Origin of the sequence: Enterobacter bugandensis, from assembly GCF_900324475.1 — a bacterium.
GTDB lineage: Bacteria > Pseudomonadota > Gammaproteobacteria > Enterobacterales > Enterobacteriaceae > Enterobacter > Enterobacter bugandensis.
In genome coordinates, this window is sequence record NZ_LT992502.1 from 2,163,304 (window position 1) to 2,188,879 (window position 25,576).

Below are 25,576 nucleotides of genomic sequence, written 5' to 3' on the forward strand. Positions count from 1 at the left end.
CCAGGGCAAAAAAAACCGGGCAATTGCCCGGCGGATGGTTATTTTTCGTCTTTTTTCTTCCCGAGCGTTGGCGTCTCGTCGAAGAAGTTCCACGGTTTAAGCAGGGTATGCACCCATTCCGTCGGCATGATCGGCCACTCTTCCGCGCGTGCGACGTGGGTGGTGCCAGTGGTCATCCACACCACGTCGTCCTGGTCGTTGAGCGACTCGTTATCCTTGCTGTACTGGCCCAGACCCGTATCGTGGATGGAGCGGTTAGGGAATTTCCCTTCCGGATACAGCTCGTCCGGGTGGTAACGCGTCACCCACAGCTGTTTATCCATAAAGCTCAGACGATGGTAGATCCACTCGTCCGGCGCAAATTTCGCGCCGGTCGCCACCGGATGGGTACCGCCCGCGTAAGGGATAATCTGGTACGAGACCGGGTTGCCCATGCGGTTCTCCTTGCTGGTGTTGCTCAGCAGTCGGATGGTGCCCGGGTCAAACTTCTGTGCCGCCTGCTGTTCGGTATCAATATCGTACTGATTGACCTGCATGGTGCTGGTGCGCGGGCCGCCGGCGGTATTCGGCTTCACTTCCGGGTCCATCGCCACCAGCTTGTTGTTGATGCCGTCCACGTCCATATCAAGACGGAAGTTATAGATGTGCTGGTGCGTGGTGCCCACGATATTATGACCGATCAGCGTGCCGTACTTTGTGTCGTCTTTGGCGGTGGCATCATGCATGGTTTTCGCCTGCACGCCTTTCACCGCCTCGATACCCGTTGCACCGGCGTCAATGCCGATGGTGCCGTTTTCGTGGAACACCCAGTCGAAGATGTAATCGTAGTTGCCCACGGTACTCACCCAGCGCACCACCAGCTCGCGGCGTTCGGCGCTGACGTTCGGCTTGCCCATCTCCTGATGTTTATATTCTGGCCCCGCGTAGCGTTCGAAAATGGCGATCGCGCGCGGGATCTCCATCGGCGTGCCGGTGTAGTCCGGGATGGTTTCGTTGAGCATCACGGCGTTGGACGGCACATCTTTACCGCGCACCAGCGGCGAGGTCAGGGTGCCCATGCCGTAGTCGCCGGAGTCGAGATAGGCCTTGAAGTACCAGCCCACTTCCGGATCGCCGTAAGGGACAATCATGCCGCCGAGCGATCCCTGATACATCACCTGACGCTTTTTCCCGTTGTCGTTATACGTGACGGTCGAAATCATCGGGCCGACGCGGGAATCCAGGCTCAGGTGGAAATCCCAGTTCTGCCAGTGCACCATGTCGCCGGTAATGGTGTAGTTCTTGCCTTCCGGCTCAATGATGTCGAGCGGCTTTTTCGGCGTCTCGACACGGTCGCGGCCGTCATAGGGGCGCGGAGTCATCGGAACCGACACAACAGCACCTTCTTCAATCTTCTGGATTTTTTTCTGCTCAAGATCGACCACGGCCACGAGGTTCTCGATCGGGTGCGCCCAGTAGTTGCCGTCGCCGACGTCCAGATAGCTCACCACCTTAAGCAGGCGGTCTTCCTGCTTCAGGCCGTCTTTACCGTCGAAGTAGCCGACGGTAAGCGGCGTGGTGATCACTTTTTTCGGGTCGGTGATGCCGTGTTTTTTAAGCACCTCGGCAAACTCCGGGCTCTCGTTAATGATCTGCTGAACCGCGGTGAAATCATCCAGCAGCACCATGCCATGCGCGTCCTTCACCGGCTCCCAGCGCAGGATTTTTTTATCCTTCAGGTCCACTACGCTTTCGATAACGTGCTTGCCGTCGAGCATGACGATCTTCGCCTGGCGAGGGGCGTCCACTGCCGTACCGTTGAGCACAAAGTCCCACACTTTGGCTTTCTCTGGTTCCGCAAGGGCGATCTGAGTAAAGCGGGTATTGGGTTTAAAATCCGCAGAGGCTTTCACAACCCCGACAGCCTGCTTAATTTCGTCCGCCGTGAGCGCGTTTAGCGGGTGAGGACGTTTTTCAACCTGGAAGGTCTGGTCAAGACCAGACTGGAAAACATCGTTGATGAAGGTCTCTGAGATAAAGGCTTTTTTGTCCTTCATCACTACCGGCACTTCAAGCTTGAGGGGGTGACCGTTGACGATGGCCGTCTTTGCGCCCGGTTTGACCTTCACGAAGGCGCCGTCTTTCGCAATGGTGAACATCTGTGCGTAATCATCCCACTGAACGTCCGCGCCAAAATCCTGCAGTGTTTTGTCCATCGGGACCATATGCGCCTCGCTGCCGTGGGCGAAAGCAGGGGATTGCCAGGCGCAACAGAGCGCAACGGCCATGGCCAGTGCCGTTCTACGGGCAGAAAAAGAAGAATTGCTTCCCATCGTAGACCTCATCTTGTTGTGTTTTTAGGGTTTATTGTGTTGTGACAGCCTTATCCTGACAGGCGCCTGAGAAAAGCGTTTGCCTGCATCTGCCAGGTTATTTGTTGGTCTTGCCAGGTTAAAAAAGGCGCTGAGATAAATCACAGGTCGTGCAGAGCGATCTCCTCTCCCCGTTGGGGAGAGGGGCAGGATGAGGGCGAACGTTAGCTGAAATCACCCCGCTGGCGCGCCACCAGCGTCAGAATGGAGTAGAGCGCCACGGCCTGCTGGTGCTGGTTGAAAATCTCTACCGCCCATTCCACCACGCCGGTCGGTTTTTCCTCGGCAGTACGCTGTTTCTTCAGCGTTTTGCGCTTGCAGGTCAGACGCACCTGGATGGTGTCGCCCGGCTTGACCGGCTCGATAAAGCGCAGGTTTTCCATGCCGTAGTTGGCAATCACCGGCCCGACGCCTGCATCAACGAACAGTCCCGCCGCGGCGGAGATCAGGAAGTAGCCGTGAACCACGCGCTCGCCAAAGATCGACTCTGCCGCCCCGATCTTGTCCATATGGGCGTAGAAGTGGTCACCGCTCAGGCAGGCAAAATTGACGATGTCCGCCTCCGTCAGCGTGCGGCGCGGCGTCAGCAGGCTGTCGCCCGGCTGCAGTTCCTCAAAGTATTTACGGAACGGATGGACGCGATCTTCCTGCACCGCTGCGCCACGCACCCACTGTTTGCCGATGGCGGCCAGCATCGTCGGGCTACCCTGAATTGCGGTGCGCTGCAGGTAGTGCTTCACCGCGCGCAGGCCGCCCAGCTCTTCGCCGCCGCCCGCGCGGCCAGGGCCGCCGTGCATTAGCTGAGGAAGCGGGGAGCCGTGGCCGGTAGACTCTTTTGATGATTCTTCGTTAAGGATCTGAATACGCCCATGGGCGCGCGCCGCGCCGGCAATAAACTGGCGGGCAATGTTCAGGTCTGCGGTGACAAGCGTCCCCGCCAGGCTGCCGCCGCCCGCGCGGGCAAGCTGCATGGCGTGCTCTGCACTGCGATACGGCATCAGCGTGGCGACCGGGCCGAAGGCTTCAGTATCGTGCACCGCCGGGGTTTCATCCGGCTGCGGGCAGAACAGCAGGGTCGGCGGGAAGAACGCCCCCGCGGCCTGCAAATCCGCTTTGCCGCCCAGACGGATCTGGCAGCCTGCGGCGACCAGCCGATCCACTTTCTCCTGCACGTCTGCGCGCTGTTCAGCGTTGACCAGTGCTCCCATCTTCACTCCTTCCTGCGCCGGGTCGCCCATTACCACCTTTTCCAGACGGGCAATCAGCGCCTGGCTCACGGCATCAACCTGGCTTTGCGGGACGATAATCCGGCGAATGGCGGTACATTTCTGCCCGGCCTTGGCGGTCATTTCGCGGACCACCTCCCGAATGAACAGGGCAAACTCCGGCTGCTCCGGCGTGACGTCTTCACCCAACACGCAGCAGTTCAGGGAGTCGGCTTCCATGGTGAACGGAATCGAATTCGCCACAATATTCGGGTGCACGCGCAGGCTTTGCCCGGTGCTGGCGGAGCCGGTAAAGGTCACCACGTCCTGGCTGTCGAGCTGGTCGAGCAGATCGCCCGCGCCGCCGCAAATCAGGCTGATGGCGCCGTCCGGCACCAGTCCGCTGTCCACGATGGATTTGACCATCGCCTGCGTCACCTGCGCGGTAGCGGTGGCGGGCTTGATGATGGCGGGCATCCCGGCAAGCCAGGTCGGCGCGAGTTTTTCCAGCATTCCCCAGCAGGGGAAGTTGAAGGCGTTGATGTGTACCGCCACGCCGGATTTCGAGGTCAGAACGTGGCGCGCCGCAAAGCCGCCTTCTTTCGACAGGGTGATTAGCTCATCTTCCGGCCACAGCGTGTCGTCCGGCAGCTCGCGGCTGCCCAGGCTGGCGTAAGTGAAGAGGGTGCCGATGCCGCCTTCAATATCGACCCAGCTGTCCGCCTTCGTCGCGCCCGTCTGGGCGGACAGGGCATAAAACGCCTCTTTTTCGTCGAGCAGGTGTTTCGCCACCGCTTTCAGCATGGCGGCACGTTCAATAAAGGTCATGGCGCGCAATGCCTCGCCCCCATGCTCAATGGCATAGCGACGGGCGGCCGCCATGTCCAGCCCTTCGCTGGTCACTTCCCAGAGTGCTTCGCCGCTGATGGCGTGATGAATCGCGCGTTCGCGGCCCCGGCCAGACTGCCAGGTACCGGACAAGAAGCTGGCTAACTGCTGCATCGCTTATCTCCAAATGTTTCGTGATTTCACTATTAATAGTTTGATCGCGAATCATAAAAATCAAGCTGTGTTTTTAATGAATTGTTAACGTTGTGATCTAGCTGGACGAATCGCGTCGCGTAAAGGCGCTTTGTAAAAGGCATGGCGTAAAAGCCTTGCGAGCAGCATCACAAAACCGGGAAACAATTCTTGGGGTTATATTTAACCTTTGTGTAACTTTTAAAAAACAAAGTGATTCAACATTTCGCTTTAATTTGCAAACTAACGAATCATAAAGGTGATGACGTGACGCAAGAACAACGGTTTGAGCAGCGCATAGCGCAGGAGACGGCGATTGAGCCTCAGGACTGGATGCCGGAAGCCTACCGTAAAACGCTGATCCGCCAGATTGGTCAGCACGCGCACTCCGAAATTGTCGGCATGCTCCCGGAAGGGAACTGGATTGCCCGCGCGCCGACGCTGCGCCGAAAAGCGATCCTGCTGGCGAAAGTGCAGGACGAAGCCGGACACGGGCTTTACCTCTACAGCGCGGCGGAAACGCTGGGCTGCGCGCGGGAAGACATCTACCTGAAGATGCTCGACGGCAAGATGAAATACTCCTCCATCTTCAACTATCCGACCCTGAGCTGGGCTGATATCGGCGTGATCGGCTGGCTGGTGGACGGCGCGGCCATCGTCAACCAGGTGGCGCTGTGCCGAACCTCCTACGGCCCGTATGCACGGGCGATGGTGAAAATCTGTAAAGAAGAGAGCTTCCACCAGCGTCAGGGTTTTGAAGCCTGCATGGCGCTGGCGCAGGGCAGTGAGGCTCAGCGTCAGATGCTGCAGGACGCCATCAACCGCTTCTGGTGGCCGGCGCTGATGATGTTCGGGCCGAACGACGACAACTCGCCGAACAGTGCCCGCAGCCTGGCCTGGAAAATCAAACGCTTCGGTAACGACGAGCTGCGCCAGCGCTTTGTCGACAACACGGTTCCGCAGGTGGAGATGCTCGGCATGACGGTGCCGGATCCGGACCTGCGTTTCGATGAAGAGAGCGGACACTACCGCTTCGGCGAGATCGACTGGCAGGAGTTTGACGAGGTCATTAACGGGCGTGGCATCTGTAACCACGAACGTCTGGCCGCGAAACGCAAAGCCTGGGACGACGGGGCGTGGGTGCGGGAAGCCGCGCTGGCGCACGCCGAAAAACAACGTACCCGTCAGGCCGCATAAGAGGAAATAACCATGAGCAATGTCTACTGGCCGCTGTACGAAGTGTTCGTACGCAGCAAACAAGGGTTATCCCACCGTCATGTGGGCAGCCTGCATGCCGCCGACGATCGCATGGCGCTGGAAAATGCCCGTGATGCCTACACCCGCCGCAGCGAAGGGGGTTCTATCTGGGTGGTGAAGGCGAGTGAAATTGTGGCCTCCCAGCCAGAAGAGAGCGGCGAGTTCTTCGACCCGGCGGAAAGCAAGGTTTACCGCCATCCAACGTTCTACACCATCCCCGACGGCATCGAGCATATGTGAGGCAAAGAATGAACTCAGTGACTGCCTATGCCCTGCGTCTGGGCGACAACGGTCTGGTGCTCTCCCAGCGTCTCGGCGCCTGGTGCGGCCACGCGCCGGAGCTGGAAATCGACCTCGCGCTCGCCAATATCGGCCTCGACCTGCTGGGGCAGGCGCGCAATTTTCTGACCTATGCCGCGGAATTAGAAGGCCAGGGCGATGAAGACACGCTGGCGTTTGGCCGCGACGAGCGCCAGTTCCGCAACGTCCTGCTGGTGGAGCAGCCGAACGGCAGCTTCGCCGACACGATTGCCCGTCAGTACCTGATGGATGCCTGGAACGTGGCGCTGTACGAACGCCTGACTCAGAGCAGCGACGGCCAGCTTGCTGCCATCGCCGCCAAAGCCATTAAAGAGGCACGCTACCATCTGCGCTTCAGCCGCGGCTGGCTGGTGCGGCTGGGCGACGGGACCGAAACCTCCGCGCAAAAAATGCAGCAGGCCATCGACAGCCTGTGGCGGTTTACGGCGGAGCTGTTTGACGCCGATGAGGTCGAGCTTGAGCTGATTGACGCCGGCGTGGCGGTGGATCCGCGAACCCTGCGCCAGCCGTGGGAAAGCGAAGTGTTTGCTGGTCTGAAAGAAGCCTGTCTGCAGGTTCCCGCAGAGGTGGCGTACCGCACCGGGGGCAAGAAGGGGCTTCATACCGAACATCTGGGTCCGATGCTGGCGGAAATGCAGTATCTCCAGCGCGCGTATCCCGGTCAGCAGTGGTAAAGGAGAACGCTATGCAACGCCTCGTCGACATCGCGCCTGCGCAAATCCCGCAGATCTGGTCGCTGTTAAGCCAGATCCCCGATCCGGAAGTGCCGGTGTTAACCATCACCGATTTAGGCATGGTGCGCAGCGTGAAGGCGCAGGGGGAAGGCTGGGTGATTGGCTTCACGCCAACCTACTCGGGCTGCCCGGCAACGGAACACCTGCTGGGGGCGATCCGCGAGGCGATGACCGCGCATGGCTTCACTCCCGTGCACATCGTGCTCCAGCTTGAACCCGCCTGGACCACCGACTGGATGACCGCCGACGCGCGCGAGCGCCTGCGGGCGTACGGCATCAGCCCACCCGTGGGGCATAGCTGCCACGCGCACGCCCCGGCAGAGGTGAGCTGCCCGCGCTGTGCCAGCACCGACACCTCCCTTATCAGTGAATTTGGCTCGACGGCCTGCAAAGCGCTCTACCGCTGCAATACCTGCCGCGAGCCCTTCGACTATTTCAAATGTATTTGAGGCTGCCATGACAACGTTTCATTCATTAACAGTGGCAAAAGTGGAACCCGAAACCCGCGACGCGGTAACCATCACCTTCGCGGTGCCGCAGGCGTTGCAGGAGGCCTACCGCTTCCGCCCCGGCCAGCACCTGACCCTGAAAACGACGCTGGGCGAAGACGAGCTGCGCCGCTGCTACTCCATCTGCCGCAGCACCGCGTCGGGTGAGATCAGCGTGGCGGTCAAAGCCATCGACGGTGGGCGCTTTTCCCGCTATGCCCGGGATGAGATCAAAGCGGGCATGGCGCTGGAGGTGATGGTTCCTCAAGGGCAGTTTGGCTACCAGCCGCAGCCTGAACGTGAAGGCCACTACCTGGCAATTGCCGCAGGCTCCGGGATCACCCCGATGCTGGCGATTATCTCCGCCACGCTTTCGATCGAATCCAACAGCCATTTCACCCTGATCTACGGCAACCGCAGCAGCCAGAGCATGATGTTCCGCCAGGCGCTGGCGGACCTGAAGGACAAATACCCGCAGCGGCTGCAGCTGGTCTCCATCTTCAGCCAGGAGCGGCTGGACAGCGACCTGCTCTTTGGCCGCATCGACGGGGAAAAGCTGCAGGCGCTGGCGAAAACCCTGATCAACTTCTGCCAGTACGACGAGGCATTTATCTGCGGCCCGTCGGCGATGATGGACGACGCCGAAGCGACGCTGAAGGCGCTGGGGATGCCGGAAAAATCCATTCACCTTGAGCGCTTTAACACCTCCGGAATCACCGTTAAGCGCGCGGTGCACGTGCAGGCGGAAGGTCAAAAAGTGACCGTGCGCCAGGACGGGCGCGACCGTGAAATCACCCTGACGGCGGACGACGAAAGCATTCTTGATGCCGCCCTGCGGCAGGGGGCAGATCTTCCGTATGCCTGCAAGGGCGGCGTGTGCGCCACCTGCAAATGCAAAGTGCTGCGCGGCAAGGTGGACATGGCAACCAACTACAGCCTGGAGCCGGACGAGCTGGCCGCCGGGTACGTACTGAGCTGTCAGTCGCTGCCGTTAACCGCCGACGTGATTGTCGACTTTGACGCGAAGGGGATGGCATGAGCGAGCTGATTGTTACCCGTCATGGCCGCGTGCTGCAGCTGACGCTGAACCGTCCGGCGGCGCGCAACGCCCTTAACAACGCGCTGCTGGCGCAGCTTGCGGAACAGCTTGAGGCTGCCGCCGTGGATGCCGATATCGCCGTCTGCGTAATTTACGGTAGCGAGCGCTGCTTTGCCGCCGGGGCCGATCTCAACGAAATGGCGGAGAAGGACCTGCCCGCCACCCTGAACGATATCCGCCCGCAGCTATGGGCGCGCATTAACGCGTTTAACAAACCGCTGATTGCCGCCGTGAACGGCTTCGCGCTGGGCGCAGGCTGCGAGCTGGCGTTGCTGTGCGACGTGATCATTGCTGGCGATAACGCCCGTTTCGGCCTGCCGGAAATCACGCTGGGCATCATGCCCGGCGCGGGCGGCACCCAGCGTCTTATCCGCAGCGTCGGTAAATCCCTTGCCAGCAAAATGGTGCTGACCGGCGAGAGCATTACCGCAGAGCAGGCGCTGGGCGCCGGGCTGGTGAGCGATCTCTTCCCGGCGTCTCTGACACTGGAGTACGCCCTGAAGCAGGCGGCGCTGATGGCGCGCCACTCTCCGCTGGCGCTGCAGGCGGCGAAGCAGGCGCTGCGCCAGTCTCAGGAGGTGCCGCTCCAGGCCGGGCTCGCCCAGGAGCGCCAGCTGTTTACGCTGCTTTCCGCCACCGAAGACCGCCGGGAAGGTATCGACGCCTTCTTACAAAAACGCACCCCCGACTTTAAAGGACGCTAATTGTGGAATTTATTCTCAGTCACGTAGAACAGGGCGTAATGACCATTACGCTGAACCGTCCGGAGCGTCTGAACAGCTTTAACGACGTGATGCACCAGCAGCTTGCCGAGTGCCTGAAGCAGGCCGAACGCGATGATGCCATCCGCTGCCTGCTGATCACCGGGGCAGGACGCGGGTTCTGCGCCGGTCAGGATCTGAACGACCGTAACGTCGACCCCAACGGCCCGGCGCCGGATCTGGGGATGTCCGTGGAAACCTTCTACAACCCGCTGGTGCGCCGCCTGGCAAAGCTGCCGAAGCCGGTCATCTGCGCGGTTAACGGGGTGGCGGCTGGCGCGGGAGCTACGCTGGCGCTCGGCTGTGACATGGTGATTGCCGCCCGGTCGGCCAACTTCGTGATGGCCTTCAGCAAGCTCGGCCTGGTGCCGGACTGCGGCGGCACGTGGCTGCTGCCGCGCGTGGCCGGACGCGCCCGCGCCATGGGGCTGGCGCTGCTCGGGGACAAACTCAGCGCCGAGCAGGCGCAGGCGTGGGGGATGATCTGGCAGGTGGTGGACGACGACCAGCTCTCCGCCACGGCGCAGCAGATGGCGCTGCACTTTGCCTCGCAGCCGACCTTCGGCCTGGGCCTGATCAAGCTGGCGATCAATGCTGCGGAAACCAACACCCTCGACGCGCAGCTTGACCTGGAGCGCGACTATCAGCGTCTGGCCGGTCGCAGCGACGACTACCGCGAGGGCGTCAGCGCTTTCCTCGCGAAGCGCGCGCCTAACTTTACGGGGAAATAAGATGCTCAACATACGGACTGTCGCCGTGATTGGCAGCGGCACGATGGGCGCGGGGATTGCAGAAGTGGCGGCCAGCCACGGGCATCAGGTGCTGCTCTACGATATTTCCAGCGATGCGATATCCCGCGCTATCGACGGGATCCGCCAGCGTCTGGCCTCCCGGGTGACGCGAGGAAAACTTTCCGCCGATGCCGGGAGCCAGATCCTCGCCCGGCTGCTTCCCGTCACGGATATCGACGCGCTCTCCGCGGCCGAACTGGTGATTGAAGCGGCCTCGGAACGGCTGGAGGTTAAAAAGGCGCTGTTTTCGCAGCTGGCGGAAATCTGCCCGCCGCAGACGGTGCTGACGAGCAATACCTCTTCGATCTCCGTCACGGCGATTGCTGCGGACATCCACCATCCGGAGCGCGTCGCCGGGCTGCACTTCTTCAACCCGGCGCCGGTTATGAAGCTGGTGGAGGTGGTCAGCGGGCTGGCGACCTCCCCGGAAGTGGCCGACGCGCTGTGCGAGCTGGCGCTGAACTGGGGCAAGCAGCCCGTGCGCTGCCAGTCGACGCCGGGGTTCATCGTCAACCGCGTCGCCCGTCCGTTCTATTCCGAGGCCTGGCGCGCGCTGGAAGAGCAGGTGGCCGCGCCGGAGGTGATTGACGCCGCCCTGCGCGAAGGCGGCGGCTTCCCGATGGGGCCGCTGGAGCTGACCGACATGATTGGTCAGGACGTTAACTTCGCGGTGACCTGCTCGGTATTTAACGCCTTCTGGCAGGAGCGTCGTTTTCTGCCCTCGCTGGTGCAGCAGGAGCTGGTGCTGGCGGGCAGGCTGGGCAAAAAAAGCGGGAAGGGCGTTTATGACTGGCAGGGCGACAGGCCCGGGGTGCGCTGGGCTGATACCGTGAACGACAGCTACAGCCCGATGCGCGTGGAAAAAAGACGTGACGGTGTCACGGAAATTGATGATGTGTACCTGATTGAAACGCAGGGCGAAACCGCGCAGGCCCTGGCGCTGCGGCTTAACGGCCCGGTGGTGGTGGTGGACCGCATCGAGCGCGATGTCGCGGTCATCGCCGCAGCCGCCAGCAACCCGCATACGGCGACGCAAAAGACCATCCGCTTCCTGCAGCAGCAGGGGCTTCGGGTGGTGCAGATTGCCGATTATCCCGGCCTGCTGGTCTGGCGCACGGTGGCGATGATTGCCAACGAAGCGCTGGATGCTCTGCAAAAAGGGGTCGCCAGCGAGAAGGACATCGATACCGCCATGCGCCTGGGCGTCAACTACCCGAGCGGGCCGATCGCCTGGGGCGAGCGTCTGGGCTGGCAGCGCCTGCTGACGCTGCTGGAGAACCTGCAGCGCCATTACGGCGAAGAACGCTATCGCCCCTGTTCCCTGCTGCGCCAGCGCGCGCTTCTGGAGAGTAGCTATGAGTCATAACGCCTGGCACAACGCCCGCGCCATGTACGAACGGGACGCCTGCGCGCAGGCGATGGGGATGGACATTGTCGATATGGACGACGGCTACGCGGTGGTGTCCATGACCATCACCCCGCAGATGCTCAACGGCCACCAAACCTGCCACGGCGGACAGCTGTTTTCGCTGGCAGACACCGCCTTTGCCTACGCCTGCAACAGTCAGGGGCTGGCGGCGGTGGCCTCCGGCTGTTCGATTGATTTTCTGCGTCCGGGCTTTGCCGGGGACACGCTCACCGCCACCGCGCGGGTGAAGCATCAGGGCAGGCTGACCGGCGTGTACGACATTGAAATTCAGAACCAGCAACAGAAAACCGTCGCCCTTTTTCGCGGAAAATCTCACCGCATCGGCGGCAATGTGACAGGAGAGGCCTGATGCGTGACGCATTTATTTGTGATGGCGTTCGAACCCCGGTGGGGCGCTACGGCGGGGCGCTTTCCGCCGTTCGGACTGACGATCTTGGCGCCGTGCCGCTGCGCGCGCTGCTGGCCCGCTATCCGCAGCTCGATCTGGAGCGGATTGACGACGTGATCTTCGGCTGCGCGAACCAGGCGGGTGAAGATAACCGCAACGTGGCGCGTATGTCGTCGCTGCTGGCCGGGCTGCCGCAGACGGTGTCCGGAACCACCATTAACCGCCTGTGCGGGTCGGGGCTGGACGCAATTGGTTTTGCCGCACGCGCCATTATGGCGGGCGACGGCGACCTGCTGATTGCGGGCGGCGTGGAGTCCATGTCCCGCGCGCCGTTTGTGATGGGCAAAGCCACCGCCGCGTTCCAGCGACAGGCGGAGATCTTTGATACCACCATCGGCTGGCGATTTGTGAATCCGCTCATGCATCAGCAATTTGGAACTGACAGCATGCCGGAAACGGCAGAGAATGTAGCGGAATTGTTAAATATCAGCCGTGCCGATCAGGACGCGTTCGCGCTGCGCAGCCAGCAGCGTACCGCGCAGGCGCAGCAGAACGGCATTCTGGCGCAGGAGATTGTGTCGGTGCAGGTGCCGGGGAAAAAAGGGGCGGTCAACGAGTTCAGCGAGGATGAACATCCCCGCGCGGACACCACGCTTGAGCAGCTTGCCGGGCTAAAAACGCCGTTCCGCAGGAACGGGGTGGTCACGGCGGGAAATGCCTCCGGCGTCAACGACGGCGCAGCGGCGCTGATCGTCGCCAGCGAGCAGATGGCGCTGGCGCAGGGGCTGGTCCCGCGCACGCGTATCGTGGCGATGGCGACGGCAGGCGTGGAGCCACGTCTGATGGGACTCGGCCCGGTACCGGCCACGCGCAAGGTGCTGGAGCGCGCCGGACTCAGCATTAACGAGATGGACGTGATCGAGCTTAACGAAGCTTTCGCCGCGCAGGCGCTGGGCGTGCTGCGTCAGCTGGGATTGCCGGATGATGCCGCACACGTCAACCCGAACGGTGGCGCGATAGCGATTGGTCACCCGCTGGGGATGAGCGGCGCCAGACTGGCGCTGGCCGCGAGTAATGAACTGCACCGACGCGGCGGGCGCTACGCGCTGTGTACGATGTGCATCGGTGTGGGTCAGGGCATTGCCATGATCCTTGAGCGTGTTTGAGCATAAAAACAATGTGAGTACCCTACAATGACAAATACAACAAAGCTTGATCCGATCGAAACTGCGTCCCTTGACGAACTGCAGGCGCTGCAGACCGCGCGTCTGAAATGGACGCTGCACCACGCCTATAACAACGTGCCGATGTACAAACGCAAGTTTGACGCCGCGGGCGTTCACCCTGACGATTTCAACGAGCTGGCGGATATCCGCAAATTCCCGTGCACCACCAAGCAGGACCTGCGGGATAACTACCCGTTTGATACCTTTGCCGTGCCGATGGAGCAGGTGGTGCGCATTCACGCGTCATCCGGCACCACCGGCAAGCCGACGGTTGTCGGCTACACGCAGGGCGACATCGACAACTGGGCCAACCTGGTGGCGCGCTCCCTGCGCGCGGCGGGCGGCAGCGCGAAGGACAAAATTCACGTGGCCTATGGCTATGGCCTGTTTACCGGCGGGCTGGGCGCGCACTACGGCGCCGAGCGTTTGGGGGCGACGGTGATCCCGATGTCCGGCGGCCAGACAGAGAAACAGGCGCAGCTGATCCGTGATTTCCAGCCGGACATGATCATGGTGACACCGTCCTACTGCCTCAACCTGATTGAGGAGCTGGAGCGCCAGATGGGCGGCGACGCCAGCACCTGCTCCCTGCGCGTTGGCGTTTTCGGCGCGGAGCCGTGGACGCAGGCCATGCGTCGCGAAATCGAAAAACGCTTAGGCATTACGGCGCTGGACATCTATGGCCTCTCCGAGGTGATGGGGCCGGGTGTGGCGATGGAGTGTATCGAAACCGCCGACGGCCCAACCATCTGGGAAGATCATTTCTACCCGGAGATCGTCAACCCGAACGACGGCACGCCGCTGGATGACGGCCAGCAGGGCGAACTGCTGTTCACCACGCTGACCAAAGAGGCGCTGCCGGTGATCCGCTACCGCACCCGCGACCTGACGCGTCTGCTGCCGGCAACCGCGCGCAGTATGCGCCGTATGGACCGGATCGGCGGCCGCAGCGACGATATGCTGATCATCCGCGGCGTCAACGTTTTCCCGTCGCAGCTGGAAGAGGAGATCGTGAAGTTCGAACACCTTTCTCCGCACTATCAGCTGGAGGTGAACCGTCGTGGGCATCTTGATTCACTTTCCGTGAAGGTGGAGCTGAAAGAGAGCAGCTTAACGCTGACGCACGAGCAGCGTTGCCAGGTGTGCCACCAGCTGCGCCACCGCATAAAGTCGATGGTCGGGATTTCCACCGACGTGATGATTGTGAACTGCGGCAGCATCCCGCGCTCGGAGGGAAAAGCCTGCCGGGTGTTTGATCTGCGTAAAGTTGCGGCCAACGGTTAAAACACCTGGCCTTCTCCCCTTTGGGGAGAGGGCCAGGATGAGGGGCTTATGCTATGATTCATCCAGGACAAAAATAACAACAGAATGAATCACATGAATAAACTCGACGCCTTTATCCAGCACGCGGTCAGCTCGGTTCCCGTCAGCGGAACGTCGCTTATCTCCTCGTTATACGGTGACGCGCTTTCCCACCGCGGCGGCGAGATTTGGCTCGGCAGCCTGGCCGCCTTACTGGAAGGCATGGGATTTGGCGAGCGCTTCGTGCGCACCGCGCTGTTTCGCCTCAACAAAGAGGGCTGGCTGGACGTCTCCCGCATCGGGCGGCGCAGCTTTTACCGCCTGAGCGATAAGGGGCTGCGGCTGACGCGTCGCGCGGAGAATAAGATTTATCGCGCAGAGCTGCCCGCCTGGGACGGCAAATGGCTGCTGCTGCTTTCCGAAGGGCTGGATAAAACTACGCTCGCGGATGTGAAAAAACAGCTCATCTGGCAAGGATTTGGCACGCTGGCACCGAGCCTGATGGCCTCGCCGTCGCAGCATCTGGCGGACGTGCAGTCCCTGCTTCACGATGCCGGCGTGGCGGAAAACGTGATCTTCTTCGAAGCCCACTCGCCGCTGGCGCTCTCCCGCGCAGCGCTGCGTTCGCGGGTGGAAGAGTGCTGGCAGTTAACCGAGCAAAACGCGATGTACGAGTCGTTTATCAACTCGTTCCGCCCGCTGCTGCCTCTGCTGAAGGAGGCCGCGCCGGAGGAGCTGACGCCGGAGCGCTGCTTCCAGATCCAGCTGCTGCTGATTCACTTTTATCGCCGCGTGGTGCTGAAAGACCCACTGTTGCCGGAGGAGTTACTGCCCGCGCACTGGGCGGGGCAAAGCGCCCGACAGCTCTGCATTAATATCTATCAGCGTGTCGCGCCGGGGGCGCTGACGTTTGTCAGCGAGAAGGGCGAAACCTCCGTGGGCGAACTGCCCGTGCCCGGCACGCTCTACTATCAACGCTTTGGTGGTCTTACAAGCGCATAAGGAGTGAAGATGCCAGTTTATCAAATTGACGGTCTGACGCCGGTGGTACCTGACGAGAGCTATGTTCATCCAACGGCGGTGCTGATTGGCGACGTAATTCTGGGTAAAGGCGTTTATGTTGGCCCTAATGCCAGCCTGCGCGGTGATTTTGGCCGTATCGTGGTGAAAGATGGCGCGAACATTCAGGATAATTGCGTGATGCACGGTTTCCCGGAGCAGGACACGGTGGTAGAGGAGGAGGGGCATATCGGCCACAGCGCCATCCTGCACGGCTGCATCATCCGCCGCAACGCGCTGGTGGGTATGAACGCGGTGGTGATGGACGGGGCAGTGATTGGTGAAAACAGCATCGTCGGCGCGGCGGCGTTCGTGAAGGCGAAAGCGGAGATGCCTGCCAACCACTTGATTATCGGCAGCCCGGCGAAAGCGATTCGCGAGCTGAGCGAGCAGGAGATGGCGTGGAAGCGGCAGGGCACGCGGGAGTATCAAGTGCTGGTGGAGCGCTGCAAGCTAACTATGCACCAGGTTGAGCCGCTGCGCGAGGCTGAGCCTGACCGGAAACGGCTGGCGTTTGACGAGAACTTAAGGCCGAAGTCGGCGATGTAGGGGTAAGGCCGTCTTTTTTCGCCATATCCATCAGTAGCGCGATGCCAATATAGTTGCTCCAGTTAAAGATATTTTGCAGCACCACCACCGCATTGCCTTTCTTTTTGTCATAGCCGATGAAGCTGGAGTAGCCGCCGATATAGCCGACCTGATAAGTGATTTTTTCCAGACCGATAAAGTCGGTGGTCCAGGCAATGCCCTGCACCCCGTCGGGGCGTTGAATATCGGTATTTCTGACTTCGTCAAAGACGCTGTCCAGCAAGGAATTGTGGGTCGTAGAGACGTGATAGCGAGCATAGGCCGCCAGATCTTCGGCGTTACTGTACAGGCTTGCCGCCGCCACCATGTTGTTGGAAAAATGCCAGTCTGGCGTAAGCTGCCCGCGCGGGATGAATTTTGGCTGATCGCCCGCGTGGCCGAGCGCCCGCTGGGGGTATCCTTTGAGCTTCTGGGGCGTAAAGCTGCTGTTAACCATGTGCAGCGGACGGAAAATATAGCGCGAGGCTAAACTCTGAATATCTTCGCCGGTTTTGTGCTTCAGGATATAGCCAATCAGGGCGTAGCCGGTATTCGAGTATTGCGGCGTTTTATCTCTCGGCGCGCGCCAGTTCGCCAGATAACGCAGCACGTTATCGCTGTCCAGTTCACCGTAGAAATTATCACCCGTGCCTAAGTAGCGGATGAATTTTCCGAGCATCGGAACGTCCATATTCTGGCGCGGAAGGCCGGAGGTGTGGGTTACCAGCTCCAGCAGGGTGATTTTTTGTGCATCCTTACTTAGCGGCGTTCCCGGCGGTAGCAATGTCGCCAGGCTGTCGTCCCAGTTCAGTTGCCCCTCACTCACCAGACAGGCCACCACTTCCGCCGTGATCCCTTTGCTGAGCGAGCCGAGCGCAAACAGGGTATCGGGCCTGACCGGGTAGCGGTTGACCGCATCGGTAACGCCCCAGGTGTAAAACTGAGGCGAGCCGTGATTATGGATTACCGCGACCGTCATTCCTGGAACAGACTTTTGCGCCATGTAGTGACGCACCACGCTGTCAACGTCGCCATCCAGCGATTCATGGGTGAGGAGTTCCTGGGTACCTTCCGGGGAGGACATTTGCGAGAGCGTGCCACAACCGCTGAGGAATGGGATAGCAAGCAGAAGCCAGCGAATTTTTTTTGTGATGTTCTGCATACCTGATAGCGAGTGTGGTGGTCATTGGCGCGGCGGGAATGTATCACACTTAGCCTGTTTGAATGTAAACTTTCTGTACGGAGGCCGCCGCGTGGGTGGTCATAGCAGCTTTTCGGCCTGCTTTGAGGATTTCAGCATGACACGCTTTCATCAGCTTACCGCCACCCGCCTGGATGGCAGTCTTATCTCAATGGCCGACTATGCGGGGAAGGTGGTTTTGGTCGTCAATACCGCCAGCCAGTGCGGCTTTACGCCCCAGTATGCGGGTCTCGAAGCGCTATACAAGAAATACGCCGAGCAAGGGTTAGTGGTGCTGGGCTTCCCCTGCAACCAGTTTGGTAAGCAGGAACCCGGCGACGCCGATGAAATCTCAAAGACCTGTTACATTAACTACGGCGTCAGTTTTCCCATGTTCGGGAAAGTTGAGGTCAATGGCGCCGCAGCACATCCGATTTTTCGTTATCTGAAAAGCGAATTGCCTGGCGTGCTGGGTGGGCGGATCAAGTGGAACTTTACTAAGTTTCTGATCGGACGCGACGGTAAGCCGCTCAAGCGTTTTGCACCGATGACGACGCCAGAGAAAATGGAGGGGGCAATTGTTGCGGCACTGGGAAGATGAGTGTTTTTGTCGCCAGAGCCATCCATTTGCCGGGTATAGCCGAAATTCATTATGTCCGCTCTGTGCCAGGAGCGGACGTTGGTACAGGTAGCCCAGTAGTCGCCGCGATGGATGGGGTTACTGGAGCAGCATCGCCAGTAGCACCAGGCACAGCAGTATTACATAGATTCGTGCGTGCCATATGTCAGGTAAAGCAGGTATAACCCGACGGCTAAAAACTATTCCAGCCCAGCCCGTCAGTACCAACAGGCCTAAAATTTTCAGGCTGATAAAACCGAGAAATCCGCTTACCGGAATATTTTGCCAACCAATGACTGCATACGTCACGGCACCACACAGCGCGACAGGCAGAGAAAGCGGGTTAGAAGCGCTAATACATTCACCCATCGCATAGCCGTGTCGCCGTAATAATGGCACTGTCATCACGCTGCCACCCACGCCCAGCAATGCGGCTATCATGCCGATGATCACTCCGCCGCCCGTTACCACAGAAAGTGACAAGCGACGCGGGGAACTGCAGCTAAAAAAACCTTTGCGCAACAAACAATCGCCAATGGTTACCAGCATATAAAGAATGAACAGTGCGCGAACAATATTCTCGCTGAAGACTCCCGCCAGACAGGAACCCACGACAGCCCCGATGGCGATAAACCATAATAATGGGAACAATGTCTGCGCTGAAAGTTTGCCGGCGCGCCAGTTTCGATAGCTGACCCAGCCCGCGTTAAATATCATCACCGCCGTTGAGGTAGCAACCGCGATATGCATGGCGTTTCCTGCCAGCTCAGACTGCCGCAGCATCAGTTGATAAACAAATGGCACCACGACAAAACCGCCCCCAAAACCAAATAGCACCGTGGTGATACCGGTAGTAAAGCCTGCCAGTGCAATAATTGCGATATCGTTCAAGAGATTATCCCCGACCAGAAAATGAGCGAGCAGCTTATACCGGTAGCATCCTGCTTCCCATTTGCGCAGCGCTCAATTACCTTTGTAAATCGTTCAGACGGAGACCGGTGTGCGCAACGTAAAAATTGAAGATGTCGATAAGCTCGATCGTGAAGTGGTGGCGTTAGGCAATGACTATGCGCAGGGATTTATACTGCCACAACACCAACATCGCCGCGCGCAGCTGCTGTATGGCGCAACGGGTCTCATGTACGTCTCAACCTGTAACGGAGAGTGGGTTGTTCCCCCACAACATGCAGTATGGATCCCACCCGAAACCCCTCACGCTGTCCGGTTTGTAGGCGTGACCACGCGTAGCTTATATATTGAACCAACATGCGTGACGGGATCGATTAAGTATCGACACTGTAAGGTGATCAGCGTATCGCCATTGTTACGTCAGTTGTTGCTTGATGCCGTGGATTTGCCGCTGATGTATGACAGCGCACGCGACCGTGCGCTGGTAAATCTGCTGTTACTGGAACTGGCGGAAATGCCGGTTCGCGAATTCGATATTCCGCTGCCACAACATCCGGCACTGTTGGCTCTTTGTCAGGCGTTTTTACTCAACCCCTCAATCCATGACCCTGCTGAGCGCTGGGCCAGTACGCTGTTTATGAGCGCCAGTACCTTTCGTCGACTTTTCTTACGGCAAACCGGCATGTCATTTTCTGCATGGCGACAGCGAGCCTGTGTCGTCAGTGCACTGACGTTGCTGATAACAGGTAAACCGGTGAATGAAGTGGCACTCACTCTCGGATACGACAATGCATCATCTTTCGCCACGATGTTCCGCCGTGTCACGGGACAGCCGCCTTCGTATTATAGGCTTGATTTCAAAAGCTTCACAGGGCACCGTTCATAACGTCAGTTATGTGACCACAGCGGACGTTCTGAGCTATGTTAGCGTTAATCAGGTTATCTTGTGCTGAGTGCAAGTTTAGCCGCAAAGCACAAAAACAATCCTCCTGTAGCTCTGTCCATTCCCCTGACAACACTGCTTTTCTTCAGTATGGCTGATGCAAAGTGCGTGGATAAAATGAGCGTGACTGACCACATTGTCCCTATTGCGACATGAATGCTGACAAGTATAAAAGTCCATACAAAAGGGGAATGCCCGGCAGGTATGAATTGAGGTAAAAAAGAGACATAGAAAATACCCATTTTAGGATTGAGTACATTTCCCAGCATTCCTTTTATAAACCAGTTCCCCGCTGAAGGATTAACGCCATCGCCGTGATTGAAAGATGAACGTGGCCGCCTCAGCAGTTGTAAACCCAGCCAGCAAAGGTAAGTCGCACCACAAATTTTCAGCATGGTATAAGCGAGCTCTGACACCGCCAGCAGCGCTCCCAGTCCCAGCGCAACAAGTGCGCCCCAGATAAAACAGCCAGTATCAATTCCAAGAGCTGCCTGAAAAGCCTTCTTTCCACCTTCAGCACATGCCGTTCGTAGAATGAGTGCCGTATCCAGGCCCGGAGTGAGGGTGAGCAGTAGTGCAGCGAGAGAGAAGGCAAGGAGAGAATCAGTAACAGACATTTTCTTTATCCGAAAGAGTGGATGTTACCCCCTTACTTTGCGCCAATCAATTAGACAAAGGCAGTTATGTGAATAAATTGTAAATTGCTTTAATGAGACAAGCCCTGCTGGCATACCGGGCTACAACTCAGGACGCTTTCTCATGCACTGTCATGATGAATACCAATGGGTTCTTCTCCCGGTTTTCATAGAAATGAGGAACGTCCGTTCTGGCAGTTGCCGAACAGCCAGTTTTTATCTGATACACGTGATCCTGTACGCCGAGTGTGAGCGTGCCCGACTGAACATAAAACAGTTCAAGCGTTCCTTCCGCGTGGCCGGGTGACGCAAACTTTTCCCCGGGCTGCATTTCCCACATCCAGAGCTCGGTCATATCAGGGCCACCCGATCCTGCGAGCAATCTTGCTCTCCCGCCTGTTTCACCTTGCCACAATTCTGGGATCTCATCTTCAGCAATGAGATGCACGGTCGGTTTGGCACTGACATCCACAAAATCAGCCACCGAAACCCCCATCGCGGCAGCCAGGCGACATAACAGGGCAATGCTGGGATTCGCCCGGCATCCCTCTATCTCAACCAACGCTCCCTTACTTACACCCGCCTGACGCGAGAGTTCATCCAGGGAGATTTTCTTTTGCTTACGATACAGTTTAATTCGCTGCGAAACGGCTTCATTCACGGAGCTGGCGATCGAATTTGCATCGGTCATTAAATTGACTTTTTTGGTCATTGGTCATTATCATGGAATAAATTGGTCATTACAGGATTATCACGTGTTAACAGTATCTCCGTCAATTTCTCCTGAAATTTATCGTATTGCTCCCGGTTTTCGGGCGCTCAGTATCCGCGTAAAAGCTGCGCCAGTGCTTAATCCCGGCACTGGAGAAACGGCGCTGCGAGAAGCCTGTGAGGCGGTTCTGGCCGGTGAGCCTGCCTGGGCGGAATCTCATCTGGCGGCATGGGCCGACGTTTTTCAAAAATTTGGGGCTAAACCTAAACGCACCCCTTGCTCAGCGGATGCGTTACGCAAGCGCGTCTTACGTGACGGAACGATGCCAGCGCTCGATCCTGTCGTTGATCTTTATAATGCCGTCAGTCTCCGCTATGCCGTTCCGGTTGGTGGAGAGGATCTCTCTGCCTATCAGGGGGCGCCGCGTCTGACTGTGGCAAAAGGAACAGAACCTTTTGATACGGTCAAAGAGGGAGAGACCACCGTTGAGTATCCTTCACAAGGTGAGGTTATCTGGTGTGATGATATCGGCGTGACCTGCCGTCGCTGGAACTGGCGACAGGGGATCAGAACCCGCTTAGGCGTGGAAGCGCAGCAAATGTGGTTCATTCTGGAGAGTCTCCCGCAGATGCCGCTGGAGACGCTTCACGAAGCCGGAAAAATGCTGACCGACGGCCTGGAAAAAATGATGCCCGGTCTGTGGTTTGACGTTGCTCTCATCGAAGAACAACAGCAGTAATATCCTTCAGGAGAAACATGTATGTTTACCGGCTTGTCGGCATTTCCATTAACCCCAGTCACCGCCAGCGGCGTGGATGAAAAGGGTTTCAGCCATATCCTTTCCCGTCTTACAGACGCTCGGGTTGATTCTATGGGCATCCTGGGGTCAACCGGAAGCTACGCCTATCTGACCCGGGAGCAGCGCAAGCGCGTAGCAACGCTGGCCAAACAGCATGCAGGCAACATCCCCATGATGGTGTGTGTGGGAGCGGTCAGTACCGATGCCATTCTGCATCTGGCAGATGATGCACAGGCCGCTGGTGCAAATGCGCTGTTACTCCCGGCGGTCAGCTACCAGCCACTCCGTGACGAAGAAGTCTTCTCACTCTTTGAGACCGTTACCCGGCACGTGTCTGTACCGGTGTGTATCTATGATAATCCGGGCACGACGCATTTTACCTTTACGGATGAACTCCACGGTCGTCTCTCATCACTTGAGGGGGTTCGCTCGGTCAAGATCCCTGGCGTCCCGAATAGCCCCGCTGCAGCGACTGAGCGGGTAAAGGCGTTACGTCAACATCTGCATCCTGGCGTAACAATCGGTATCAGTGGCGACGCTTATGCGGGACTGGGATTAAACGCCGGTTGTGAAGTGTGGTATTCCGTGTGTGGCGGTCTGTTCCCTGAGATGGCGAAACAAATCACTGAAGCTGCGGCGGCAAACGATCGTCAACGCGTTACAGCCCTGACAACCCGCCTTGAGCCATTGTGGTCGCTGTTCCGTAAACATGGCGGAAGTATTCGCGTTATTGCTGCTGCGGCTGGCGTGCTTGGTCTTACCGACATGGATTGCCTGCCTCGACCTCTGCAACCATTGTCGGCTGGCGACATCGCGGATATTTCCCATGTAATAAGCATGCTGGAACTGAAGTGATCTCCGCAGGACTGGGTGTCTACCGGTCCTTACCGAAAAATTTTATTATTGAAGTGACTCTTCTTCGCCTGATACCTTATCTGCATCAGGAGAATAATGCTGGCAAACGCACGCCAGTTTATGTCCGTCAGGATCGCGCAGATAGGCAACATAAAAGTCGGGGCCGTAGGCGGTTCGTATACCGGGTACGCCTTCATTTTTCCCACCCGCACGGAGGCCCGCTGCATGGAAGCGTCTGACAATGTCCGCGTTATCTGCTCTGAAAGCGAACATTGTCCCGTTTCCCGCCGTCGCGGGTTGCTGGTCAAAAGGAGGACAAATGCAGAAGCTAAATTCGTCATCCGGATGATTTTCGTTTCCCCACATTGCCCAGCTATCAGTCCAGGCGGGCAGACGTGTATAGCCCAGCACGTTAAAAATAGCGTCATAAAAGTTCACGGCGCGCTGAAAGTCATTTGTCCCAATCGTGATATAAGCCAGCACTTTAAACATCCTCTTTTCCGTCAGTCTGAACAGAGATTATCTCAAAGTAGCTATCCTCATCACCACCCAGGCCAGGATCATCGGCATGCCTCAGCAGGAAGCCTCGGCGATAAAAAATGTTGGCTGACGTCATCATGTGCCGATAATACAAAAACTGTATGATTACACCTTCCAAAAAGGGAATGTATGTCTTTACCGCCACTGTATGCGCTGCGCGCGTTCGAAGTTGCCGCACGGCTGAACTCGTTCAGCAAAGCGGCTGAAGTCCTGAATATCACGCCGGGGGCGGTCAGCAGGCATGTCCGCACGCTTGAGATGTGGTTCGACTGCGAGCTGTTTAAACGGCAGGGACCGAGAGTGGAGGTCAGCGACGCCGGGCGTATTCTGGCCGGGCAGCTTAGCGAAAGTTTCTCGAATATTGAGTGGGCCTGTCGCGCATTCAAAAGTGAAAACCATCTTCTGCGCCTCAAGGCCCCCAGCACACTGACGATGCGATGGCTTCTCAATGTGCTTAAATCCTTTCGGGAGAATCATGCGAAGCCGAAAATCGAAATCGCCAGCGTCTGGATGGACTTCGACACGGTTGACTTCAGCCGCGAGCCCTACGATTGTGCGATCCTCCTCGGTAACGGCTATTTCGGCGAGTCAACGGAGAGCAGGCTACTGTTCAGTGAATGGCTTATTCCGGTTTGTACGCCGTCTTTGCTGGAGCCTGCCCGGTATCAGCTTCCTGAGTGCGATCTTATTCATCCGTCACCGGACCGACGGGACTGGAAGCGCTGGCTGAAAAGGACGGGCTTATTCCCCGGCCTCGACATGAGCGGCGGGATCGTGTTCGACACCCTGGAGCAGGGAAGCCTTGCGGCCATGCACGGACACGGCGTGGCGATGGCCGATCTCCGGCTCACGCTCGACGCGCTGAAAAGCGGCCTGCTCGCGCTGCCCTTCCGGGAGGCGATAGCAACAGGGGACGGTTACTATCTTGTCTGGCCGAAAAATTCGCTCAGAGGACAGAGTATTGAACGGTTGCTGGCCTGGCTTAACCTCAATTCGCCGGTCGTTCCTTCGCTGGATATCGTCTGTCTTGAGTATAATGAAAAGCGGCTGTCTTAAATCAAACAGGATATTCCTTACGGACTATCCTGTTTAATAAGTTTACGCGTAGGGTATATTCGCCATCTTTTTATATCTTTCCGGCAGTGCGCTATTCAGGTTAAGTAATTTATCCAGAATATAAAGCGCTGGCGTCCCCTTTGCGCGCTCTTCGTCGATCAGCGAAGAACGTAGCACATTGGCAGCCGAGGTCATTTTACGAAAATACTCTTCTGATTCCGGCGTCTGTACTTCACCGGACTCGGCGTAACGCACCCGTGGCCAGTCCGCGAAGTCAGGCTGGGGGAAGAGTCCGACGTCTTTTGTAATATGTGCTGAGAGTAGCTCCTCGGCATTGCCAGGAGCGTTCTGGGCAAATGAGAGCAGGTGCAGTCGATGTATAAATGGCGAAAGCGCTTCTGAACGATGACTTTCTGAGGAAAGTAAGGTGATTAGCGCAGGTATTTTTTCATCAGCGGTGCTTTTTTCTGGTGAGAGGGTTTTCAATAAATGGAATAAAACATCGAGTGTCATAGGTGCTCCATATCCGCACATTATTATTTATTGTTTTTACGTCGCTATCTGTTTTTGACAGCGGTATACCAGGGGTAAATGGATGGTATTTCAGTGCGGTTATGTTTGAAAAACGATAAATAGTTGGCATTAATGTGAGTTTTACTCAATGTGGCGCTCTGGGCTCCAACATTGCAGATCCTCTCACGGCAGCGTTTTGTTTCACAAATGCCTTAGCTTATCGGCTTTTCAGGATGGTATAACGTCGTGCAGCAATCGGCTTGCCGTTAATCGCCACATTCTCAAAGGCTTATATGAAACAAATTACTTTTAGTGACCTGCAGCAGCAAAGCGAGCAGGCCGCACATTCTCCTCGCTTACGCGCACACCGTAATTTACACCCTGACCTGAGCGACCCGGTGCAGCGCCTGGCCATTGCAATGGAACCCGGTACCTATGTCCGCCCCCATCGCCATCCGCACACGTTTGAACTGCTGACGGCGCTGAGCGGCCGCTTTCTGGTGCTGAATTTTGACGACAGCGGAAACGTGACCCGGCGCGTGGTGTTAGGCGAAGAGTGTAAAGTCCTGGAGATGGATGCCGGAACCTGGCATGCCGTGCTGTCGCTGGATAAAGGCGGCGTCATTTTTGAGGTAAAACACGGGGCGTATCAGCCCGTGCCTGAGCACGATACCGCCCCGTGGTCGCCTGCTCAGAACGCGCCAGGTACTGTAGAGTTGATGAAATGGTACGCCCAGGCGCAGGTGGGTGATAGGCGTTTTACCCTGTAATTTTCCTGTAGTGTTCCCGGCGCGCAGAAAAGCGCGCCAGCACCGTA

27 protein-coding genes are annotated in these 25,576 nt (G+C 58.0%); 19 read left to right on the top strand and 8 right to left on the bottom strand.

Annotated features, from left to right (window positions below; translation table 11 throughout):
- Positions 1-38: 38 nt before the first annotated feature.
- The gene (gene tynA, locus DG357_RS10610) at positions 39-2,312 is read right to left on the bottom strand and encodes a primary-amine oxidase (RefSeq protein ID WP_088205380.1); all 2,274 of its coding nucleotides are present in this window, start codon (positions 2,310-2,312) and stop codon (positions 39-41) included.
- Between the two features lie 203 nt (positions 2,313-2,515).
- Positions 2,516-4,558: a phenylacetic acid degradation bifunctional protein PaaZ gene (gene paaZ, locus DG357_RS10615; protein WP_088205381.1), complete on the bottom strand. Its 2,043-nt coding sequence runs from the start codon at positions 4,556-4,558 to the stop codon at positions 2,516-2,518.
- Positions 4,559-4,843: 285 nt separating this feature from the next.
- On the opposite strand from paaZ, the gene paaA reads away from it, so the two are divergent.
- The 13 genes from paaA to paaY all read left to right on the top strand — a co-directional run bounded on the left by paaA (position 4,844) and on the right by paaY (position 15,980).
- A complete protein-coding gene (paaA, locus tag DG357_RS10620; protein WP_231940807.1) occupies positions 4,844-5,773 on the top strand; it encodes a 1,2-phenylacetyl-CoA epoxidase subunit PaaA in 930 nt (309 codons plus the stop codon).
- 12 nt (positions 5,774-5,785) lie between these two features.
- A complete protein-coding gene (gene paaB / locus DG357_RS10625; protein ID WP_059354848.1) occupies positions 5,786-6,073 on the top strand; it encodes a 1,2-phenylacetyl-CoA epoxidase subunit PaaB in 288 nt (95 codons plus the stop codon).
- A gap of 8 nt (positions 6,074-6,081) precedes the next feature.
- On the top strand, positions 6,082-6,828 hold the full coding sequence (gene paaC / locus DG357_RS10630) for a 1,2-phenylacetyl-CoA epoxidase subunit PaaC (RefSeq protein ID WP_059357006.1): 747 nt from the start codon (positions 6,082-6,084) through the stop codon (positions 6,826-6,828).
- Positions 6,829-6,839: 11 nt separating this feature from the next.
- Positions 6,840-7,337 (top strand): 1,2-phenylacetyl-CoA epoxidase subunit PaaD, encoded by a 498-nt coding sequence (gene paaD, locus DG357_RS10635; protein ID WP_028013029.1) that lies wholly within the window; start codon positions 6,840-6,842, stop codon positions 7,335-7,337.
- 7 nt (positions 7,338-7,344) lie between these two features.
- The gene (paaE, locus tag DG357_RS10640; RefSeq protein WP_069732325.1) at positions 7,345-8,415 is read left to right on the top strand and encodes a 1,2-phenylacetyl-CoA epoxidase subunit PaaE; all 1,071 of its coding nucleotides are present in this window, start codon (positions 7,345-7,347) and stop codon (positions 8,413-8,415) included.
- Positions 8,412-9,179 carry a 2,3-dehydroadipyl-CoA hydratase PaaF gene (gene paaF / locus DG357_RS10645; RefSeq protein ID WP_048960752.1) on the top strand — a complete coding sequence of 256 codons (768 nt, stop codon included), beginning with the start codon at positions 8,412-8,414 and terminating at the stop codon, positions 9,177-9,179. Before paaE ends, paaF begins: the two co-directional genes overlap by 4 nt.
- On the top strand, positions 9,179-9,967 hold the full coding sequence (gene paaG / locus DG357_RS10650; RefSeq protein ID WP_088205382.1) for a 2-(1,2-epoxy-1,2-dihydrophenyl)acetyl-CoA isomerase PaaG: 789 nt from the start codon (positions 9,179-9,181) through the stop codon (positions 9,965-9,967). Before paaF ends, paaG begins: the two co-directional genes overlap by 1 nt.
- 1 nt (position 9,968) lies before the next feature.
- Positions 9,969-11,393 carry a 3-hydroxyacyl-CoA dehydrogenase PaaH gene (gene paaH / locus DG357_RS10655; RefSeq protein WP_088205383.1) on the top strand — a complete coding sequence of 475 codons (1,425 nt, stop codon included), beginning with the start codon at positions 9,969-9,971 and terminating at the stop codon, positions 11,391-11,393.
- On the top strand, positions 11,383-11,805 hold the full coding sequence (gene paaI / locus DG357_RS10660) for a hydroxyphenylacetyl-CoA thioesterase PaaI (protein WP_028013034.1): 423 nt from the start codon (positions 11,383-11,385) through the stop codon (positions 11,803-11,805). Before paaH ends, paaI begins: the two co-directional genes overlap by 11 nt.
- On the top strand, positions 11,805-13,010 hold the full coding sequence (gene pcaF / locus DG357_RS10665) for a 3-oxoadipyl-CoA thiolase (protein ID WP_088205385.1): 1,206 nt from the start codon (positions 11,805-11,807) through the stop codon (positions 13,008-13,010). The genes paaI and pcaF overlap by 1 nt, the downstream gene beginning before the upstream one ends.
- A gap of 27 nt (positions 13,011-13,037) precedes the next feature.
- Entirely contained in the window at positions 13,038-14,354 is a 1,317-nt protein-coding gene (gene paaK, locus DG357_RS10670) for a phenylacetate--CoA ligase PaaK (protein WP_041910177.1), read from the top strand.
- Positions 14,355-14,438: 84 nt separating this feature from the next.
- The gene (gene paaX, locus DG357_RS10675; RefSeq protein ID WP_088205386.1) at positions 14,439-15,374 is read left to right on the top strand and encodes a phenylacetic acid degradation operon negative regulatory protein PaaX; all 936 of its coding nucleotides are present in this window, start codon (positions 14,439-14,441) and stop codon (positions 15,372-15,374) included.
- 9 nt (positions 15,375-15,383) lie between these two features.
- Positions 15,384-15,980: a phenylacetic acid degradation protein PaaY gene (gene paaY, locus DG357_RS10680; protein ID WP_028013037.1), complete on the top strand. Its 597-nt coding sequence runs from the start codon at positions 15,384-15,386 to the stop codon at positions 15,978-15,980.
- Here paaY and DG357_RS10685 read toward each other — a convergent pair.
- A complete protein-coding gene (locus DG357_RS10685) occupies positions 15,889-17,160 on the bottom strand; it encodes a serine hydrolase domain-containing protein (protein ID WP_088205387.1) in 1,272 nt (423 codons plus the stop codon). The genes paaY and DG357_RS10685 overlap by 92 nt on opposite strands.
- A 136-nt stretch (positions 17,161-17,296) precedes the next feature.
- Between DG357_RS10685 and DG357_RS10690 the strand changes: the two genes are divergently transcribed.
- The gene (locus DG357_RS10690; RefSeq protein ID WP_059357014.1) at positions 17,297-17,779 is read left to right on the top strand and encodes a glutathione peroxidase; all 483 of its coding nucleotides are present in this window, start codon (positions 17,297-17,299) and stop codon (positions 17,777-17,779) included.
- A 117-nt stretch (positions 17,780-17,896) separates the two neighbouring features.
- On the opposite strand, the gene DG357_RS10695 is transcribed toward DG357_RS10690, so the two are convergent.
- A complete protein-coding gene (locus DG357_RS10695; RefSeq protein WP_032674705.1) occupies positions 17,897-18,688 on the bottom strand; it encodes a sulfite exporter TauE/SafE family protein in 792 nt (263 codons plus the stop codon).
- 109 nt (positions 18,689-18,797) lie between these two features.
- Here DG357_RS10695 and DG357_RS10700 point away from each other — a divergent pair, with 109 nt between their 5' ends.
- A complete protein-coding gene (locus tag DG357_RS10700; RefSeq protein WP_028013041.1) occupies positions 18,798-19,592 on the top strand; it encodes an AraC family transcriptional regulator in 795 nt (264 codons plus the stop codon).
- A 53-nt stretch (positions 19,593-19,645) separates the two neighbouring features.
- On the opposite strand, the gene DG357_RS10705 is transcribed toward DG357_RS10700, so the two are convergent.
- Both DG357_RS10705 and DG357_RS10710 read right to left on the bottom strand, forming a co-directional pair.
- Positions 19,646-20,266 (bottom strand): LysE family translocator, encoded by a 621-nt coding sequence (locus DG357_RS10705; RefSeq protein ID WP_045261416.1) that lies wholly within the window; start codon positions 20,264-20,266, stop codon positions 19,646-19,648.
- Positions 20,267-20,393: 127 nt separating this feature from the next.
- Positions 20,394-20,996 carry a helix-turn-helix domain-containing protein gene (locus DG357_RS10710; protein ID WP_045261415.1) on the bottom strand — a complete coding sequence of 201 codons (603 nt, stop codon included), beginning with the start codon at positions 20,994-20,996 and terminating at the stop codon, positions 20,394-20,396.
- Positions 20,997-21,039: 43 nt separating this feature from the next.
- Here DG357_RS10710 and DG357_RS10715 point away from each other — a divergent pair, with 43 nt between their 5' ends.
- Positions 21,040-21,735: a B3/B4 domain-containing protein gene (locus tag DG357_RS10715; RefSeq protein ID WP_088205388.1), complete on the top strand. Its 696-nt coding sequence runs from the start codon at positions 21,040-21,042 to the stop codon at positions 21,733-21,735.
- A gap of 21 nt (positions 21,736-21,756) precedes the next feature.
- Positions 21,757-22,650 (top strand): dihydrodipicolinate synthase family protein, encoded by an 894-nt coding sequence (locus DG357_RS10720; RefSeq protein WP_088205389.1) that lies wholly within the window; start codon positions 21,757-21,759, stop codon positions 22,648-22,650.
- Between the two features lie 45 nt (positions 22,651-22,695).
- Here the strand turns inward: DG357_RS10720 and DG357_RS10725 are convergent, their stop codons facing one another.
- Positions 22,696-23,133 (bottom strand): VOC family protein, encoded by a 438-nt coding sequence (locus tag DG357_RS10725; protein ID WP_088205598.1) that lies wholly within the window; start codon positions 23,131-23,133, stop codon positions 22,696-22,698.
- A gap of 186 nt (positions 23,134-23,319) precedes the next feature.
- Here DG357_RS10725 and DG357_RS10730 point away from each other — a divergent pair, with 186 nt between their 5' ends.
- A complete protein-coding gene (locus DG357_RS10730; protein WP_088205390.1) occupies positions 23,320-24,246 on the top strand; it encodes a LysR substrate-binding domain-containing protein in 927 nt (308 codons plus the stop codon).
- Between the two features lie 42 nt (positions 24,247-24,288).
- Here DG357_RS10730 and DG357_RS10735 read toward each other — a convergent pair whose 3' ends face one another.
- The gene (locus tag DG357_RS10735; protein ID WP_088205391.1) at positions 24,289-24,759 is read right to left on the bottom strand and encodes a hypothetical protein; all 471 of its coding nucleotides are present in this window, start codon (positions 24,757-24,759) and stop codon (positions 24,289-24,291) included.
- Between the two features lie 293 nt (positions 24,760-25,052).
- Here DG357_RS10735 and DG357_RS10740 point away from each other — a divergent pair, with 293 nt between their 5' ends.
- Positions 25,053-25,529: a WbuC family cupin fold metalloprotein gene (locus DG357_RS10740; protein ID WP_088205392.1), complete on the top strand. Its 477-nt coding sequence runs from the start codon at positions 25,053-25,055 to the stop codon at positions 25,527-25,529.
- Positions 25,530-25,576: the final 47 nt, after the last annotated feature.